The 17,672-nt window shown below is 55.3% G+C and carries 9 protein-coding genes; 5 read left to right on the forward strand and 4 right to left on the reverse strand.

What is annotated here, in order from left to right; translation table 11 throughout:
• Positions 1-155 precede the first annotated feature (155 nt).
• Together murQ and NCTC9997_RS03215 are read left to right on the forward strand one after the other, a co-directional pair.
• Positions 156-1,049 (forward strand): N-acetylmuramic acid 6-phosphate etherase, encoded by an 894-nt coding sequence (gene murQ / locus NCTC9997_RS03210; protein ID WP_064977294.1) that lies wholly within the window; start codon positions 156-158, stop codon positions 1,047-1,049.
• Between the two features lie 55 nt (positions 1,050-1,104).
• Positions 1,105-2,481, forward strand: a complete 1,377-nt coding sequence (locus NCTC9997_RS03215; RefSeq protein WP_064977295.1) for a PTS transporter subunit EIIC — start codon at positions 1,105-1,107, stop codon at positions 2,479-2,481.
• 125 nt (positions 2,482-2,606) lie between these two features.
• On the opposite strand, the gene NCTC9997_RS03220 is transcribed toward NCTC9997_RS03215, so the two are convergent.
• The 4 genes from NCTC9997_RS03220 to rdgC all read right to left on the reverse strand — a co-directional run bounded on the left by NCTC9997_RS03220 (position 2,607) and on the right by rdgC (position 11,484).
• On the reverse strand, positions 2,607-4,709 hold the full coding sequence (locus NCTC9997_RS03220; RefSeq protein WP_064977296.1) for a methyl-accepting chemotaxis protein: 2,103 nt from the start codon (positions 4,707-4,709) through the stop codon (positions 2,607-2,609).
• A gap of 301 nt (positions 4,710-5,010) precedes the next feature.
• A complete protein-coding gene (locus NCTC9997_RS03225; RefSeq protein ID WP_064977297.1) occupies positions 5,011-8,133 on the reverse strand; it encodes a chitinase C-terminal domain-containing protein in 3,123 nt (1,040 codons plus the stop codon).
• 701 nt (positions 8,134-8,834) lie between these two features.
• Positions 8,835-10,208 carry a prephenate-dependent tRNA uridine(34) hydroxylase TrhP gene (trhP, locus tag NCTC9997_RS03230; protein WP_064977298.1) on the reverse strand — a complete coding sequence of 458 codons (1,374 nt, stop codon included), beginning with the start codon at positions 10,206-10,208 and terminating at the stop codon, positions 8,835-8,837.
• Between the two features lie 358 nt (positions 10,209-10,566).
• Positions 10,567-11,484 carry a recombination-associated protein RdgC gene (gene rdgC, locus NCTC9997_RS03235; protein WP_010862383.1) on the reverse strand — a complete coding sequence of 306 codons (918 nt, stop codon included), beginning with the start codon at positions 11,482-11,484 and terminating at the stop codon, positions 10,567-10,569.
• A gap of 254 nt (positions 11,485-11,738) precedes the next feature.
• Here rdgC and NCTC9997_RS03240 point away from each other — a divergent pair, with 254 nt between their 5' ends.
• The 3 genes from NCTC9997_RS03240 (at position 11,739) to phoB (ending at position 17,633) form a co-directional block, all read left to right on the forward strand.
• Positions 11,739-13,022, forward strand: a complete 1,284-nt coding sequence (locus tag NCTC9997_RS03240; protein ID WP_064977299.1) for an exonuclease SbcCD subunit D C-terminal domain-containing protein — start codon at positions 11,739-11,741, stop codon at positions 13,020-13,022.
• Positions 13,019-16,804 carry an AAA family ATPase gene (locus NCTC9997_RS03245; RefSeq protein WP_064977300.1) on the forward strand — a complete coding sequence of 1,262 codons (3,786 nt, stop codon included), beginning with the start codon at positions 13,019-13,021 and terminating at the stop codon, positions 16,802-16,804. Before NCTC9997_RS03240 ends, NCTC9997_RS03245 begins: the two co-directional genes overlap by 4 nt.
• A 139-nt stretch (positions 16,805-16,943) precedes the next feature.
• Positions 16,944-17,633 (forward strand): phosphate regulon transcriptional regulator PhoB, encoded by a 690-nt coding sequence (gene phoB / locus NCTC9997_RS03250; protein WP_010862380.1) that lies wholly within the window; start codon positions 16,944-16,946, stop codon positions 17,631-17,633.
• Positions 17,634-17,672 lie beyond the last annotated feature (39 nt).

The following is a 17,672-nucleotide window of genomic DNA, read 5'->3' on the forward strand; positions in this document are numbered from 1 at the left end:
TGGCGTCAGTTTAGCAAAGTATTGTGTGATTGGCCGCTCATTATTCCAACAACCACTTGAACCGTGGAATATATTATTCCATTATCATTTCAACGATGTAATTAAAAATTCAGTTAACTGAACTCTTTCAAATTTGCCAGAAACGGAGATACCGCATGAATCTGGGCCAATTAATTTCAGAAAGCCGCAATCCAAACACCATGGATCTGGATACGCTGTCCACCTTGGAGATGTTGACGCGCTTTAATGCCGAAGATCGCTTGGTGCCGCAAGCGGTAGCGCAGGAGTTACCGGCTATCGCTAAAGCGGTTGATTGCATCACAGCCGCATTCCAGCAAGGTGGTCGTTTGATTTACATGGGCGCGGGTACCAGTGGTCGGTTAGGGATCTTGGATGCTTCCGAATGTCCGCCAACCTACGGCGTGCCACATGGCATGGTGATTGGTCTGATTGCCGGTGGTGAGGGGGCCATTTTAAAAGCGGTGGAAGGGGCTGAGGATAGCGCCGAATTAGGTCAGCATGATTTGCAGCAGCTGGCGTTGACCAGTCGTGATGTGGTGGTCGGCATTGCGGCTTCCGGTCGTACCCCTTATGTGCTGGGCGGCTTGGCCTATGCCCGTGCTACCGGCTGTACCACGGTGGCAGTGTCTTGTAACCCTGATTCTAAAATTGCCGCGGCGGCCGATATTGCCATTTCGCCACTGGTGGGCCCTGAAGCGCTGACGGGTTCGACCCGCATGAAAGCTGGTACCGCGCAAAAGCTGGTGCTCAACATGCTGACCACCGGCGCGATGGTGAAGCTGGGCAAAGCCTACCAAAACCTGATGGTGGATGTGAAAGCCACGAATGAGAAGCTGGTGGACCGAGCGTGTCGCATTGTGATGGAAGCCTCCGGAGCGAGCCGCAGTGAAGCCGAGCATTTGCTGGCACAGACTGGCAATGAAGTGAAACCGGCAATCTTGATGCACCTGACCGGCCTAAATGCCGAGCAAGCCATTGCGCGTTTGGCTCAGCATCAGGGTTACTTGCGTCACGCATTACAGGCGTAAATTTGCCTCGATGATTGGCCCGACTATTGGCTAGATAAGCAGACAGGATGATCCTATGAGTAACCTCTCCTCGCTGGCAGCGCAGTTGCTAAGCGGTATTGGCGGCGAAGCCAATATTCGCAAACTGGAAAATTGTATGACTCGCGTCCGGATTGAAGTGTGTGACGAATCCCGACTCGATCTGGCAGCGCTCAAAGCGTTGCCGGGAGTGAAAGGCTACCTCAAACAAGGGGCCCAGCATCAGTTCATTATCGGCCCGGGGGCGGCAGCCAAAGTGGTGGATGCCATGCAGGCTTTGCTGACCGGTGCGCCGCCACTGGCCACAGCTGAGAGCAGCGGCAATACCGTTGAGCAAAATAAAGCGGCGGCCAAAGCCAAATACAAAATGCCGGTCAGTGAACTGCTGAAAAAACTGGGGAATGTGTTTATTCCGATCATTCCAGCTTTCATTGCGTCGGGCCTGATCTTGGGCATTATCAATGTGCTTAAGCGCCCCGATATTGCCGGTGATTTGGTGGATCAATACCCGAACCTGCTCAATTTGCTAGGGATCTTCGGCAATGCCGTGTTCTCGATCATGAGCATTTTGGTCGGTGTGAATGCTGCGCGGGTATTTGGCGGCTCGATGGCGATGGGCGGCGTGATGGCCGGGATCTTGACCCATCCCGGGCTGGCGCAAATTGAGCTATTTGGTGAACATCTGCAACCGGGGCGCGGCGGGATCATCGCGGTGCTGTTGGTGGTGGCGTTCATGTGCTGGGTGGAGAAAAAACTGCGGCATGCGTTGCCAGAATCGCTGGAGCTGATCCTTAATCCACTGCTGACGACGTTGATTACCGCCAGTTTAGCCATTGTGCTGCTGCAGCCACTGGGCGGTTATATCTCCGATGCCATTGCTCACGGCGCCAGCTGGGCGATTGAAAAGGGTGGCTTGCTGGTTGGCGCGATTTTGTCCGGGACCTTCTTGCCACTGGTGTTGTCCGGTTTGCATCAAGGCTTAGTGCCTATTCATGTTGAGTTGCTGCAAAAGTATGGTTCGAACCCGTTACTGCCTATCTTAGCGATGGCGGGGATGGGTCAAGTGGGCGCGGCTTTTGCGGTGCTGCTGAAAACTAAAAATGCGCGCTTAAAAGCAATGACCAAAGGCGCGTTACCGGTGGGGATCCTCGGTATCGGTGAGCCGCTGATTTTTGGTGTGACCTTGCCGTTGGGGCGTCCGTTTATCGCCGCCTGTCTGGGTGGTGCGTTGGGCGGCGCGCTGATCTGCTACTGGAAAGTGGCCACGGTGATCACCTTTGGTCTGTCGGGGGTACCGCTGGCCGTGACTATCGTGCCGGGTAAAGTGCTGCTGTATTTTGCTGGGATGGCGGTGACGGTCGTGGCTGGTTTCTTACTGACGCTGCTGCTGGGCTTTGACGATCCGCAAGATTAAAGCTGAGTGCTAGCCAATCAGAGTGATAAAAAAGGGATACGCCATGCGTATCCCTTTTTGTTGTTGCCGCGCTAGTTGCTTAGCGCGGCAGCGTACGAAGTTACTGAGCCGTGGATGTACCGCGCTTAATAGCGAAAGCGCGACAAATTGGTCATCACTTCGGCGGTAAGCTCGTTCATATGCTGAGTGTCGCTATTATTTTTACGTGCTCCATCGGCCACTTCGGATGCGGCCTGATTGATGTTGACGATATTGCGGTTGATATCTTCGGTCACGGCAAATTGCTCTTCGGCGGCGCTGGCAATTTGGGTGGTCATATCTTGAATCTGATCGGCGGCGGTCACAATCTCATCCAGCGCATTGACCGCATGGGCGATGTCATTTAGCGCCTGCTGACTCAGCTGACGGCCTTCGCTCATGGTGGCTACGGCGTTGCTGGTGGTTTGGCGCAGCGAGTCGATCATGGCCTGAATTTCAGTGGTGGAGTGCTGGGTTTTTGAGGCCAGTCCACGCACTTCGTCGGCCACTACCGCAAAACCGCGACCGTGCTCACCGGCGCGCGCCGCTTCAATGGCGGCATTCAGTGCCAGCAGGTTGGTTTGATCGGAGATATTGCGGATCACGTCCAAGATGGTGCCGATTTGCTGACTTTGCAGCTCCAGCGACTGGATCTCCCCAGCCACACTGTCCACTTGCGTCGACAGCTGTTGGATGCTGCTGGCGGTGTCATTCACCACATGCTGACCGCGCTCAACGGCATGACGGGTTTGTTCAACCGCGCTGGCCGTCATCTGGGCGCTGTCGGTGACTGAGTGCGCGGTGGAGGACATCTCGTTGACTGCGGCAGCAATCTGCTCAATTTCCTGCAATTGCAGCTGAGTACGGCGCAGCGCCTGTTGGCTACTGACCGCGCTATTGCCTGCCGCTTGTTGCAAGGTCAAGGTGGTACCGGCCACATCGGTGACAATGCTGTGGATGTGGCTGATCAGTTGGTTAACTTCCCGCGCCAGTTCACCGGTTTCATCTTTACGGCGAATATCCAACCGCTGGGTGAGATCGCCGCCCGCAGCGGACAGACGTCGCAGCATCGCCACCACTTGGTTGAGCGGTTGGGCAATGGCGCGCGCGGCCCATCCGATCCCCAGCATGCCGAGTAGGGCTAGCGCCAAGCCGACAAGCAACTGGATCCAAATGGCTTGGCGGAACTCATCGGCAATGGCGCGCTCGGCGGCGGTAGCTTTGGCTAAGGCCGTCGCTTCGCTGACATCCAGCACCACGCCCCATTTTTGTTGCACACCACGCAAGCTAATTGGCGCGAAGACTAACAAGTTACCTTGCTGAGCCAGCACTTGGGTTTTGCCTTGTTGCAGCATTTGCCGGATTTGCTCGGTATCGGCGCCGGATAAGGTTTTGCCGATTGCCTCGTTATTACCGGAGTCTGCGGCGATGATGCCGCGCGGGCTGATAATACGCACGCGGCTGTTGCCGTTAAAAATCTCGCCACTGACTTGTTGTGCTAATTGCTGCAAGAAATTCAGTGAGTAATCGATGCCGACTAAGCCTTGGAACTTCCCGCCCGTGATCACCGGTACCACAAACGAAGAGAGCAGCGTCTGTTGCCCTTTGACGGTATATACCGATGGGTCTACCGCGCACGCGGACAGACTTTCCATTGGGCACAGATACCATTCCGAAGCGCGAATACCGGTTGGACTGGCTTTGGTGGCGTAATAATCGCCGAGCGGGTTCAGATCCAGCGTGCCGTCACCGCGGTTCCAATAAGGGGCAAAGTTACCACTTTTCTGGCTATAACGGTTGCCACCGCTGTAGGCCAGATCGTTGCCATCAAAGGCATCTTTTTCCCAGCCTGAATACACGCTCAGGAAATCGGGGTTTTTATCCAACACATCGCGCAGGAGTTGGGTGGCCGCTTCACGGCTCAGTGGCTGGGTGCTGCTGCGGTTACCGGCCAAAATCTGGCTTAAGGTCGTGGCACTGGTCAGGGCTTGCTCGAAGGTGCGGCTGATAGTTTGCGCTTCCTCATCGGCTAGCGTTTCCAGCCACTGCGCCGTACTTTCTTGGGTGTGGCTTTGGAAATAATGCTGGATGGTGGCAGAGAGGCCGGAGAACGAGCTGTAACAGTAGGCGGAGACACCGGATACCGCCAGCAGCAGGCTGAGGCCTCCAGTAAAGGTTATCTGATGTTTGATTGAGCGAAATGCGAACATGATCCGATCCTTGTTATCGTTATTGCATCAACAGCTATCGCAGCGGGAATACGCGAGGTGTCGCGTCGATCGTGAGCCATTTCCCAGATCAATAACAGTGCTTTTAGATGGCCGGATGCCGACATTTTTCGTGGGATCACGAAATGTAAATTTTGCGCAGAAAAGAGCCATTTGAGGCTAAAGAAAAGGCGGCACTGGCCGCCTTAGAAGAGTTAACCTGCCGATTATCGACCGCCGCGGCGCCCCTATCGGGCACGCCGGACGGTCTGGAAGCTCAGGGTTAAGTGAGTTGCGTGCGCAATTAATAGCTGCAGACGAAGCTCCAGCTGCTGTCGCTACCTGGAACGGAGTTAGTCCACCAGTTGGCTTTGTAGACCTTGTTCTGGTAGGCCATCTGGTCACCGCCGGTGGCGAAGCCATTTTGCGTCCAGTTCGGGTACACCTTCACTTTGCTGACATCAACATTTTTACTGCTGCAGCTGTCAGTTGCGGTACCGCCACCCGTACCTCCACCGCTACCGTTGCCTGCACTCAGGTCGGCTAAAGGCAGGTTGGGGTATTCGGCGGCAAACGCATATTCGGTGCCATTGATCTTGACGGTGTAGTTAGCTGGGCCTGTGATAGGCAGGTAATACACGATGTCCAGATCGTAGGTTTCCCCTTTGGCCAGTGTTTTCCAGCTGGGCAGCGTAAAGGCCACGCGATGGAAGTTACCTTTCAGACCACCGATGTTGTCACCGGTATGACCGGCTTGGATCACTTTCAGACCGGCGCCAGACTGATCCGCGGCATTGGCCGGTGATGAGGTCGGGATATCAAACTGGAACTCGGTTCCACCTGGGATATCAACGCCGGTGTTGTTTTTAAACTGGACTTTCGGGTTGATCGGATAGTTCTGATCGCCCACTTTAAATCCGCTGATGGTGACGGCAATGTCGACCGCTTTGGCCGGCATGGCACGTTCGGCCAGTTTGTTACCGTACGCTGGCGCATTTTTCAGGCTGTCGTACAGGGTACTGGTCATGGTGGTGCCGATATAGAACTCGCCGCCGTTACGCTCTGGATACCAGCCATAGTCACCGGCCAGCTCCCAGATCATGACGCCACCTAAACCTTGATTGGCCACATAATCGGCTTTGGTCTTGATGGACTCCGCATCTTCGGTGGACAGGAACACTTTCTTCTCGGCGTTCCACAGCCATGGCGCGACCGAGACTTTGTCGTAGTAGCGGACATACTTACCGGTCAGTTTATCTTGCGGATCGTTCGCTGGATCTAAACCGTATGACTGGATGTAGCTTGGCAGGATCCCTTTTTCCAAGTTCATCGCATGCCAGATGGGGTTGCCACCACCGGACATTTCTTTGCCTTGGACATCGACATCAAACCAGACGTTATCAATCCCGACCGCGCCGTTACCGCACTGGTTTTTCGGATCGCCACCGGTGCCCGGTGGGCATTGGGCTTGGTTTGGCAATGCTGCGCTACCCCACAGGCCATTCTCTCCACCACTGACGTTTTGCCAACCACGGGTGTAGTAAGGTACGCCAATGTTGATACGACCGGCAGGCATTGAGCCACGGAAGTAGTGTGCCGCCCAATCGGTGTTCAAGTAACCCAGCCCACCGTATTGCGCCGTGCCATACATGTTCCACGCCGCCAACTCCGCATCTTTGCCGCTGTCGAACAGTGGCGCATTGTGGCCGACATAGTTGTTCCATGCCCCGTGCAGGTCATAGGACATGATGTTGACGTAATCCAGATACTGGGTGATCTGGTAGGTCTCCATGCCGCGCAGCATGTAGCCGGATGATGGCGCAGCTACGGTCAGCATATAGTGCTTGTTGTCAGCGGCGCCGGCTTTATCCAGCTCTTCACGCAGGGTTTTCATCAGCACCACATAGGACTTCATCAGATGTGGACGCAGTTTTTCCGAGATAGCAAAGTCATCTGGGTTACCGGCTTTGGACATCGAGGTGGCGTACTCGTAATCAATGTCCACCCCGTTAAAGCCATACTTGCGGATAAACTCCACTGCGGATTTGGCAAAGGTTTGGATCCCCGCGGTATTGACGCTGCCATCGGCATTGGTGGTCATGCTGTAGAAGCCACCGGAGGCGACGCGTTTGCCGCTGTCATCAAAGTATCCGCCGGTTTCCGCCCAACCGCCGACAGAGATCAGGGTTTTGACGTGCGGATAGAGCTTCTTGTACTTGTTCAACAGGTTGAAGTGGCCTTTGTAGCTCAGGGTCGGATCCATTTCTGCGCCATTCACGCCCGGCCATTGCATGCCGGTAGCCGCATTTTTCGGATCGGCTTCGTTACCGACAGACAGTTTGAAATCCGGGCTGATATGCGCAAAGGCGTAGTTGATGTGGGTGATCTTATCCCACGGGATATTGCTGGCCAGATACGACGGCTGGCCGTTGGTGCCGGTACGCCATGAGGTGAAATAGCCGATGATCCTGCGTGGGTGATCGGCGCCCATCATCTCGCGACCGTCTTTGTCATACACGGTGCAATACGGCACGTTGACGCCAGCGGTTTTATACAGCCCCTCAGGGCGGCACTGGTCTTGGGTGCTAACGCTAGAACCCACCACTAAGGTGGTCACGCTAGAGGCGCCGACGCCGCCTTTATCATCGGTGGCTTTGGCCAGCACCGCATGGCTGCCATCGGTGGCTTTCCAGGTGACTTGATACGGTGCGCTGGCGCTGCTGCCAACTAACTGGTTATCAACAAAGAATTCCACTTTACTGATGGTACCATCGCTGTCTTTGGCGCTGGCGCTCAAGGTGACGCTAGCACCGCTTTGCGCGCTGGTAGGGGCGCTTAGGGTAACAGTCGGCAGTTGGTTTTCCACTGGCGGTGTAGTGGTGGCGGTAACGGTCACACTGACGCTGTTATCGGTGGTGGCGCCTTTATCATCATAGGCTTTGGCCAGCAGGGTGTGCGCGCCGGTGGTGGCGGTCCAGGCATAGCTGTACGGCGCGGCGGTGCTGGTGGCGGTTTTCACGCCATCAATGTAGAACTCGACTTTGCTGACGCTGCCATCGCTATCACTGGCGCTGGCTTGTAGGGTAACCACATCGCCTTGTTTGAAGCTGGCGTTGTTGGCTGGTGCGGTCAGCTGTACGCTCGGCGGCGTATTCACCGCCGGTGCGGAGCCACATTCACCCAGCAGTTTCCACTCCTGATAGGCGTTGGAATACTTGTCTGGGGACATATTCTGGTTCCACCAGTTGGCCTGATAGGCCTTGTTCTGCTGCTGGACTTTGCTGCCACCGCCATAGGCGGCCGCGCTGTTCCAGACCGGCAGGCTGGTACAGTCGACACTGGCTGCCTGGGCGGGAAGTGCCATCAGACAGGCCACACTGAGAACGCTCATCGTGAGCGCCGGAGTGAGAGGTTTCTTATTCGACATGGTTGCATCCCTGAGTCGCAGAGTAGGGGGGAGCGGCTTGTGCGCAGCACCCTGTGGAGCAGGTCGCTGGGTAAGAAAGCGGCCTACGCTAATAACCATAATCGAAGTATTTTTCCAGCAATAAAAATGTTTGTGTGATGTTAATGAATGTGTGAGGTGGATTGGTAATGAGTTGCATACAAAATGCAAAATGAAGGCAATTAGGCGCGGCTTTTTTTCTAACGAAAATGTCTAACCTGTCTTGTTGCTCTGTTTTTAAATAAATTAACGCTTAAGTCTAATGCTTTGATTAGGTTAAGTTTAGTGTGAGTGTTTCGCGCGTTTTTTCTCGGAGCGGTGAGAGCTTGATAAGTCATAGCGCAGGGATGCGGCGGTATTTCCCTCTCTCTCCTTCGGTTTTAGCGCCGCTTATCCGCATGGCGCGGCTTTTGTGATCATGTTGATAACATTTTCAGTAATCAATTCTCAGTAAGAAGAAAGCAGAAAAGAGGGGAAGAGATAAAAAAATAAGAGCAGATCAAACGGTTCGGATGCGATGCGCGCTGGGGGGATAAATCACTGAGCCTACAAATAACAAGGACGCCCGAAAGCGTCCTTCATGACTGGCTCACATGCTATGCGCATACCCAGTGTATGGGGCGCGCACGTTAAACCTCGCCGAGTGAAACCGAGTCAGGCAAAACGTCGCTACACAATGTTGCTTAGCCCTGATGCGGATTACGGGTGGTGTTGCCGTTGAGGTTACGCATCAGCAGCGCAAAGTTCAGCTCGATATCATCCGGCAGTGGCAGGTAAACGATGTGACCATCACCCGGCGCTGCGTCAATGGCCTCGCCTTTTTTATTGAACAGCTGTTCGATGGTGAAGTTGATGTTACCGCTTGGGGTCATCAGCTCGACGCTATCACCGACCAAGAACTTGTTCTTCACCGCTACTTCGGCCAGCCCATTTTTGCGCTCACCGGTAAATTCACCGACAAACTGCTGACGATCGGAAACCGAGTAGCCGTACTCGTAGTTCTGGTACTCATCGTGCACATGACGGCGCAGGAAGCCTTCGGTATAACCACGGTGCGCCAGTGACTCGAGGGTGTCCATCAAGCTCTTGTCGAATGGCTTACCGGCGGCGGCGTCATCAATCGCTTTGCGATATACCTGCGCAGTACGGGCACAGTAGTAGAAAGATTTGGTCCGGCCTTCGATTTTCAGCGAGTGCACGCCTATTTGCGTCAGACGCTCCACGTGCTGAATTGCGCGCAGGTCTTTGGAGTTCATCATGTAAGTGCCGTGCTCATCTTCAAAGGCACTCATGAACTCACCCGGACGCTGGGTTTCTTCAATCAGGAACATCTTGTTGGTCGGCTGACCTTCACCCAAGGTTGGCTCGGCGGCCGGATCGATTGTCTGCACAGCAATCGGCTCTTGCTTGTGCACGATATTCCCCGCATCGTCTTCTTTGCCTTCGTGCATCTTGTATTCCCAACGGCAAGCGTTGGTGCAGGTGCCTTGGTTCGGGTCACGCTTGTTCAGGTAGCCCGACAGCAGGCAACGACCGGAATAGGCCATGCACAGCGCACCGTGGACAAAAATCTCCAGCTCCATATCTGGCACTTGCTGGCGAATTTCGGCAATTTCGTCCAGTGACAGCTCGCGCGACAAAATCACACGGGTCAGGCCCATGCTTTGCCAGAATTTAACGGTCGCCCAGTTAACGGCGTTGGCTTGCACGGACAGATGGATATCCATCTGCGGGAAAGCTTCGCGCACCAGCATGATTAAGCCCGGATCTGACATGATCAGCGCATCCGGCCCCATATCCACGACCGGTTTCAGATCGCGCAGGAAGGTTTTCAGCTTGGAGTTGTGCGGTGCAATGTTCACTACCACATAGAATTTTTTACCTTGCGCGTGGGCTTCATTGATGCCGATTTGCAGGTTTTCGTGGTTGAACTCGTTGTTACGCACTCGCAGGCTATAGCGCGGCTGACCGGCATACACGGCATCGGCACCATAGGCGAAGGCATAACGCATATTTTTCAGGCTACCGGCCGGAGAGAGTAATTCAGGCTTAAACATGCTGTTCTCTTTCATCTCAATTCTGATCACAAATCAGACCTGTCCAACCTGATTGGACAGGCAAACGTCAACCGCTGTGCGAGCAAGAAGCGACCGCTGTGGCGGGGGGCTTGCTGGCGCGTTGTTGCGGAGGCAGGCATTCTAGCATGCAGGGCTGCGAAAGTGTGATCAGGTAGGCAATTATTCCCTGCGCAGTTCTATCGATGTTTTCTATCAATTTTTTATCGATTATTGCGCTGAAAAGAACGGTGCTGACGGTAAAAAAGCCAAAGAATAAGACCATGTGGGAGACGAGAGAAGAGGCGCGGACATGACGCCTGGGTTGTTGTTTGTCCGCGCGTGAGGATAGTAAAGACGCTTAGGCTGTTGGCTCGGCAGGGCCGCCCAGCGCATCGGTCAGCTGGGTGATCAGCGCGGCCAATTCAGCCGTCATCAGCGAGAAGTCGGCATCGAAACGCTGCGCAGGATCGTCGCGGTCGATGTCATCATTTTGCTCGCGCAGTTCGTCAGCAAATTTCAGGCGCTTGAGCGAGCCATCTTCGCACAGCATAAAGCTGATCCGATCTTGCCAATCCAGCGCCAGTTTGGTGACCAGCTTTTGCGCTTCAATGTGAGCGGCAATTTCATCACACACCAGATTTTGCTGTTTGCAGCGGATCACGCCGCCGTCTTCCAGCACTGATTTGAGTTCAGCTTCCTCCAGCAAGCTGAATCCGGTTGGCACATCACCGCTGCGCACCCATTCGGTCAGGGTCAATTCAATCGGTTTTTGTACGCTCAGCGGGACTACAGGCAGGCTGCCGATGGTTTTACGCAGCAGGGCCAACAGATCTTCAGCGCGCTTGGCGGAGGCGGCATCAATCATGATCAGGCCTGCTTGCGGATTGATCCACGCTTGGGTCTGACTGGTTTTGCTAAAGGCGCGCGGCAGCAGGCTGTGCAGCACTTCATCCTTGATGGTGTCTTTTTCGGTTTTCTTTAGCTTGCGTTGCTGCTCGGCTTCCAGCTTGGCCACTTTGGCATTGACCGCTTCTTTGATCACGGTACCCGGCAGAATTTTCTCTTCTTTACGCGCACAGAGTAAGATATGACCTTGTGTGGTATGCGTAAAAGCACTGCTGTCACGGCCCAGCGGCATCACCCAGCCGAATTTAGCCATATCCTGACTGCCACACGGGGTGAAGGCAAAGTCAGCCAGCTGTTTTTCCAGCGTTTCTACCGGCAGATCAATGGTGCGGGTGAAACGGTAAACCATCAGATTTTTGAACCAGAGCATAGGGATTTTCGCTGTGATGACGGGAAGATACCCAGAATGATAACGGATCTGACTTTAAGTTGTCGCCCGTTGTTGCTTGCTTAGGCACAATGGGCTTTCTACTGGCATAGAGTGCGAGATGGGCTCATTCGGCGGTATCTCACCGCATCAAAGTGGTCAGCAGGCGAGTCAAAAATAAGCGAGTCAACCACAGGCGGCTCGTGGTGAGTCAGGCGCGTGGGCGCTTGGTCAAATAAGCGTAATTTGGGATAGGCATGTCGAAGCAGAAACTCAAAATTATCCATACGGCAGATTGGCATCTGGGGCATCACCTGCATGGTTATGACCGCAGTGCCGAGCATCAGGCCTTTTTAGACTGGTTGTTGGAAACCTTGATTGCCGAGCAAGCCGATGCCCTGTTGGTCAGTGGCGATCTGTTTGATTCGGCGAACCCGCCGGCGGCAGCGTGGCAGATGCTGTACCGCTTTTTGGCCGAGGTAACGCGCCGCTTACCGGCGCTGAATGTGGTGATGGTGGGCGGTAACCATGATTCACCGAGTAAACTGGATGCCCCACATGAGCTGCTGCGCGCCTTTAATTTGCACTTAATTGGCGCGGTTAGCCGCGATAGTCATGGCCAGCTTGATTGTGAGCGCCTGCTGGTGCCGCTGTATGACCGTGCGCAACAACTGCAAGGTTGGGTACTGGCAGTGCCATTTTTACGCAGTGCCGATTTGCGAACCCCTGCGCGCGATGTTGAGCCTGAGCATGAAGCCAGCGAGCAGGAAGAAGATCGTTTGATTAGCGGTGTGCGCGAGATCTATCGGCAGGTTACGCAGGCGGCACTGGATAAAGCCAGCGCAGACCAAGTGCCGTTATTGGCGATGGGACATGCCTATATGTCGGCCGGACAGCTATCCGAGATGTCGGAGCGCCGAGTGCTGGGCGGTAATCAGCATGCGCTGCCGGTCGATATTTTCTCGCCACAGCTGAGCTATGTGGCGCTGGGCCACCTGCATCTGGCGCAGCGCGTAGGCGGCCAAGAGCACATTCGTTATAGCGGCTCACCACTGCCGTTGTCGCTGGCGGAACATGAGTATCGTCACCAAGTGCTGCGCTGCGAATTTGAGGGCGCGGCGCTGAGTTCAGTGACTGCGCTGCCGGTCCCCCGTTATTGCGACATGCTGCGCTTACCGACGCGTCCGGCGGATTTAGACACGGTGTTGGCGCAGTTACGTGCGCTGGATTTACCGCCGGTGGATCTGGCACGGCGTCCGTATCTGGATGTGCAGCTGTTGCTGGATAAGCCGCAGGCGCTGATCCGCGAAAAAGTCTTGGCAGCGCTGGAGGATAAACCGGTGCGGCTGGCTAAAATCAGTGTGAGCTATCCACCGCGTAGCCAAGCGCAGGGCGCGCCGTTGCCGCGTTTGGCAGAACTAACGCCAGAGCAGGCGTTTCGCCTATGTTATCAGCGCCGTTTTGACGGTGAGCCGGCCCCCCAACTACAACAGCTGTTTAGTGAACTGGTGCAACAGGTGGATGAAGAGGAGTTGCCATGAAAATTCTGAGTCTGCGCGGTGAGAATCTGGCCAGCTTGCAGCAGCCGTTCACGATTGATTTTGATGGCCGCATTTTAGGTGAGGCGGGGCTGTTTGCCATCACCGGGAATACCGGTGCCGGTAAAAGTACTTTGCTGGATGCGATTTGTCTGGCGCTGTTTGATCGTATGCCACGTCTGCAAAGTAACCGCAAAAATGATGCGCAGATTGGCCGTGATGATGACAGTAATCGGATTGCGGCCAATGACGTGCGTAATATTCTCAGCCGCGGCGCAGCCGAGGGTTTTGCTGAGGTAGATTTTCTGGCTGAAGATGGCCAACGTTATCGCGCTCATTGGACAGTGCGCCGCGCCCGTGGACGCATCGATGGGCGCTTGCAGCAAAGCGAAATGTGGCTAGAAAATCTGGCCGATGGCGTGCGCTTTGCCGGTAAGAAAACCGAAGTTTTGGTGCGCATTGAGCAGTTGCTTGGGCTGTCCTTTGAGCAGTTTCAGCGCGCCGTTTTACTGCCGCAGGGCGAGTTTGCCGCCTTTTTGAAAGCCAATGCCGATGAGCGTGCCGCGTTACTTGAGCGCATGACCGGCGGTGAGATTTACTCGCGGCTGTCACAAGCGGCCTATGAGCGCGCGCGCAGCGAAGAGCAAGCGCTCAGTCAGTTATCGGCGCAGCTCGGTGATTTACAGCTGTTACCTGATGAAGAGCAAGTGGCGCTGGAGCAGCAAAGTGAGCAGTTACATCGCCGCTTGGCCGCCCACGAACAGCAGATGGAAACGGTGCGCGCCCAGCAGCAAATTTTGCAGCGCGATAGCGAATTACAGGCGGCGGTTGCCAGTGGCGAAGCGCATCTGCAGACTTTACAAGCGCGCTTACAGAGCTGGGAGGGTCGTCGTCAGGCGCTGCAAGATGTCGAGCGGGTGCAAAGTGCCCGTTTGCCATTAAACCGTTTGATGGAAGCGCGTCTGCAACACCAGCGCTCCGAAGACAAACTCACCCAGCAGCAGGCGCTGGTGGCGGAAAGTGAGCGATTACTGACAGATATTCGCCAGCAGGCCGATCTTGCCGAGCAGGCATGGCAAAAAGCCGAACTGAGTTGGACGCAAATCGAGCCGAAGCTCAAGCAAGGGGCGCTGTTAGAGCAACAAATCGACAGTGTTCAGCGCCGACAGCAAGAAAAACAGCGTGAATTACGTCAGCAGCAAGATGCATTACAAAGTGAATTGCAAGCGAGAGAAAGCCTGTCGCGCTTGATAACTGAAAGAAAGCGAGCGCTTACTGACATCGAGGTGTTATTACAGCCGCTACACGCGTTGGCACCGATCGCCCCGCAGTTTAAACCGCTGCAAGAGATGCTCGAACAATACCGCCGCACGCAGCAACAGCTCACCGAGTGGCGTGTGCAGGAGCAAGAGCTGATTCAGCGCCAGCCTTATCAAGAGGCCGCGCTCAACGCTCAGCAGCGTCAGATTGACAGCATCAATACACAGTTGCAGCAATTGGGAGAAGCGCCGGACGAACATAGCCGCTCGCAGGCCTATTTAGAGCAGCAAAGTTTGCAGCAACAGCAGGCGCTGATTTTAAGTCAGTTGGAGCGAGTGCAGCGGCTGGCCGCCCGTAGTGACAACTGGCTGCATCTGTCGCAACTGATTGCTCGTCAGCAGGATGATGAGCAACGAGTGAGCGCACGCCTTGAAGAAGCCCGTCAGCAAATTGCCGCGCAAGAGATCAATCGCATCCAGTTGCGCGCCCAGCATGGGGAAGCGGAGCAGGCGTTGCGCCAGATGCTGGCCACCGCTCAGCTTGATGAGTTTCGCCCTCTGCTCAAACCTGAGCAGCCGTGTCCGCTGTGTGGCTCCTTGACGCATCCGTACCGAGAACATGCACCGCAGTTGCACAGTTTGCTTAGCCGTCAGCAGCAACGGTTGCGTGAGTTGGAAGCGGCATTGCGGCAAAGCGAAACGGAAATCCAAGCCTTACAGCACTGGTTACAGCAAGCGGCGCAAGAGCAACCGCTGCGCCAGCGTCAGCTCAATCAGTGGCTAGAGCAGTTGCAGGCCTGTGAGCGTGACATTGCTCCGCTGTGTGTCGAATTAGGGCTGGAGGAGATCTGGCAGATGTTGAGCGTCGAGCAAGATGCCGCCAGCTGGCAGCGACAATTACAGCAAACCGCATTGCACTGGCAAAAGCAGGCACAGCAGGCTGAGCTGCACAGCGAGCGGCTGCACATCGAGCAGCGCCGTTATGAGCAGGTCCAGCAGCAGCGTTTGCAACTATCGCATCAATTAGCCACCGAACGCCAAGCTCTGGCGCGACTGGAGCAAGAGCAACTGCAGCAACGGGAGCAATTAACGCATCTGCAAGCGCAATTGCAGCGTGAGCAGTTGCAACAAACCGAGCGCGCCGAGAGTTTGGATCGTCAATTTGGTCCTGCGCCAGTGGGCACTTTGCGTTGGCGCGAGTGGATTGGTCAGTCTTATGCCGGTCAGCATTTACAGATGTTGGCGCAGCAAGTGGCTCAATATCAAAAGTTGACCGAAGAGCTGGCCCGAGTGCAGTTGCAGCTGCATGAGCATGAGCCGAAGCTGGCTGAATTGCAGGCGCGGATCGCGGAAAAGCAAGCGCGTTGGCAAGCTGAGCAAGATCAGGTGCAACAGCTGCAGCAAGAGCAGGCAACATTGCAACAGCAGCGGCGCGCGCTGCTGGGTGACATGCCGTTGGCACGTTTGGAAGAGCAAGCGCGCACGGCGCGGCAAAGCGCTGAACTGCGCCGGCGTCAGACTCAGAACCAGTTGCAAGCCAGCCAGCAAAAAATCAGCGCCGAACAGGCCGCACTGGCTACCTTGGATGAGCAGCATCAGCAAAATGCTGCTCAATTGCGCCAAGTGTTGGCCGATTGGATGCACTGCCAGCAAGAGCTGGAACTCAATGAGCAGACCTTGTTACATCTGCTGAGTTTTGATGAAGCGTGGCTGCAGCACGAGCGTGCCGAGCTGCAAACGCTGGAGCAAGAGTTGCAACAAGCCAGCACGCGCTTGCAAGAGCGCCAGCAGCAGCGTCAAGCGTTAGCGCAGCAAGTCGCACAAGCCAGTGACAGTTTGCAGCAGCTGGCGCAAACCCATCAGTTAACGATGGAAACCCTGCTTACGGGCTTGCAGCAGCAATTGGAGCTACTGCGTAATCAAGAGTTCGAGCTGAAAAGCCGTCTGCGCCAAGCTGACGAGGCCCGCCAGCGCGCCGGTAATTTGCGTGACGCGATCGCGCAGCAACAACAGCGTACCGAGCAGTGGCTACAACTGAGCGATTTGATTGGTTCGGCTACCGGCAATAAATTCCGCACTTTCGCGCAGGGGCTGACGCTGGAGCAGTTACTGCTGGCGGCGAACGAGCATCTAAATGCGTTAGCGCCGCGTTATGCCTTGATGCGCGTGCCGGGCAGCACCTTGGCGCTGCAGGTAGTTGATCATGACATGGGCGATGAAGTGCGGGCGGTGGAGTCCCTCTCCGGCGGTGAGACATTCTTGATCTCGTTGGCACTGGCTTTGGCGCTGGCATCGCTGTGTGCCGATACCAGACGGCTTGGCTCACTGTTTATCGATGAAGGCTTTGGCACGCTAGACCCCGACAGCTTAGAGCAAGCATTAGCCTGCTTAGATGCTCTGCAAGCCGATGGCCGACAAATCGGGGTCATTTCCCATGTCAGCACCTTGGTAGAGCGCATCGGTACGCGGATAGCGGTCGAAAGCTTAGGGGGCGGCCGTAGCCGTATTCGGGTGCTAAATCAGTAACGTAGCAAGTGACTTGAAGCTGCCGGTGGACGTTAGGCGTTTGATAAGCTTTGCGATCACCGGCAGAACAGGTTTAACGTAACTGTCATAAAACTGTCCCATAATGCCGCAGACATCTCAGGAGAGAACAGGAACTGTTATGGCAAGACGCATCCTCGTCGTTGAAGACGAAGCTCCCATCCGGGATATGGTTTGCTTTGTACTGGAGCAAAAAGGTTATGAGCCAGTTGAAGCGGAAGATTATGACGCGGCTCTGAGCAAAATGGCCGAGCCGTATCCAGATCTGATTTTACTCGACTGGATGCTGCCGGGGGGCACCGGGATCCAGCTCATCAAACACCTCAAACGTGAAGAGCTCACGCGCAATATTCCGGTGGTCATGCTGACGGCGCGGGGGGAAGAAGAAGACCGCGTGCGCGGGCTGGAAGTGGGCGCCGATGATTACATCACCAAGCCCTTCTCACCCAAAGAGCTGGTCGCGCGGATTAAAGCCGTAATGCGCCGTATCGCACCCACCTCGGTGGAAGAGGTGATTGATGTGCAGGGGCTGCGTTTAGATCCTATCTCACACCGCGTAACCGCCGGTGAACAACCGCTGGATATGGGGCCGACCGAGTTCAAGATGCTGCATTTTTTCATGACGCATCAGGAGCGGGTATACAGCCGCGAACAACTCCTCAATAATGTATGGGGAACCAATGTGTACGTGGAAGACCGCACGGTAGATGTGCATATCCGGCGGCTGCGTAAGGCGTTGGAAGGCAGCGGACACGATCGCCTGATTCAAACAGTGCGCGGCTCCGGCTACCGTTTTTCGACCCGGTATTAAGTGGCAGGATAAAACAACCTGCGACAGCGGCACCTCCCT

The organism is Plesiomonas shigelloides (assembly GCF_900087055.1).
GTDB classification, from domain to species: Bacteria; Pseudomonadota; Gammaproteobacteria; order Enterobacterales; family CAMTGL01; genus Plesiomonas; species Plesiomonas shigelloides.

Excerpts from the sequence above, each read along its gene's own strand:
- murQ (WP_064977294.1), top strand. The coding sequence starts at position 156 with ATGAATCTGGGCCAATTAATTTCAGAAAGCCGCAATCCAAACACCATG.
- NCTC9997_RS03215 (WP_064977295.1), top strand. The coding sequence starts at position 1,105 with ATGAGTAACCTCTCCTCGCTGGCAGCGCAGTTGCTAAGCGGTATTGGC.
- NCTC9997_RS03220 (WP_064977296.1), bottom strand. The coding sequence starts at position 4,709 with ATGTTCGCATTTCGCTCAATCAAACATCAGATAACCTTTACTGGAGGC.
- NCTC9997_RS03225 (WP_064977297.1), bottom strand. The coding sequence starts at position 8,133 with ATGTCGAATAAGAAACCTCTCACTCCGGCGCTCACGATGAGCGTTCTC.
- trhP (WP_064977298.1), bottom strand. The coding sequence starts at position 10,208 with ATGTTTAAGCCTGAATTACTCTCTCCGGCCGGTAGCCTGAAAAATATG.
- rdgC (WP_010862383.1), bottom strand. The coding sequence starts at position 11,484 with ATGCTCTGGTTCAAAAATCTGATGGTTTACCGTTTCACCCGCACCATT.
- NCTC9997_RS03240 (WP_064977299.1), top strand. The coding sequence starts at position 11,739 with ATGTCGAAGCAGAAACTCAAAATTATCCATACGGCAGATTGGCATCTG.
- NCTC9997_RS03245 (WP_064977300.1), top strand. The coding sequence starts at position 13,019 with ATGAAAATTCTGAGTCTGCGCGGTGAGAATCTGGCCAGCTTGCAGCAG.
- phoB (WP_010862380.1), top strand. The coding sequence starts at position 16,944 with ATGGCAAGACGCATCCTCGTCGTTGAAGACGAAGCTCCCATCCGGGAT.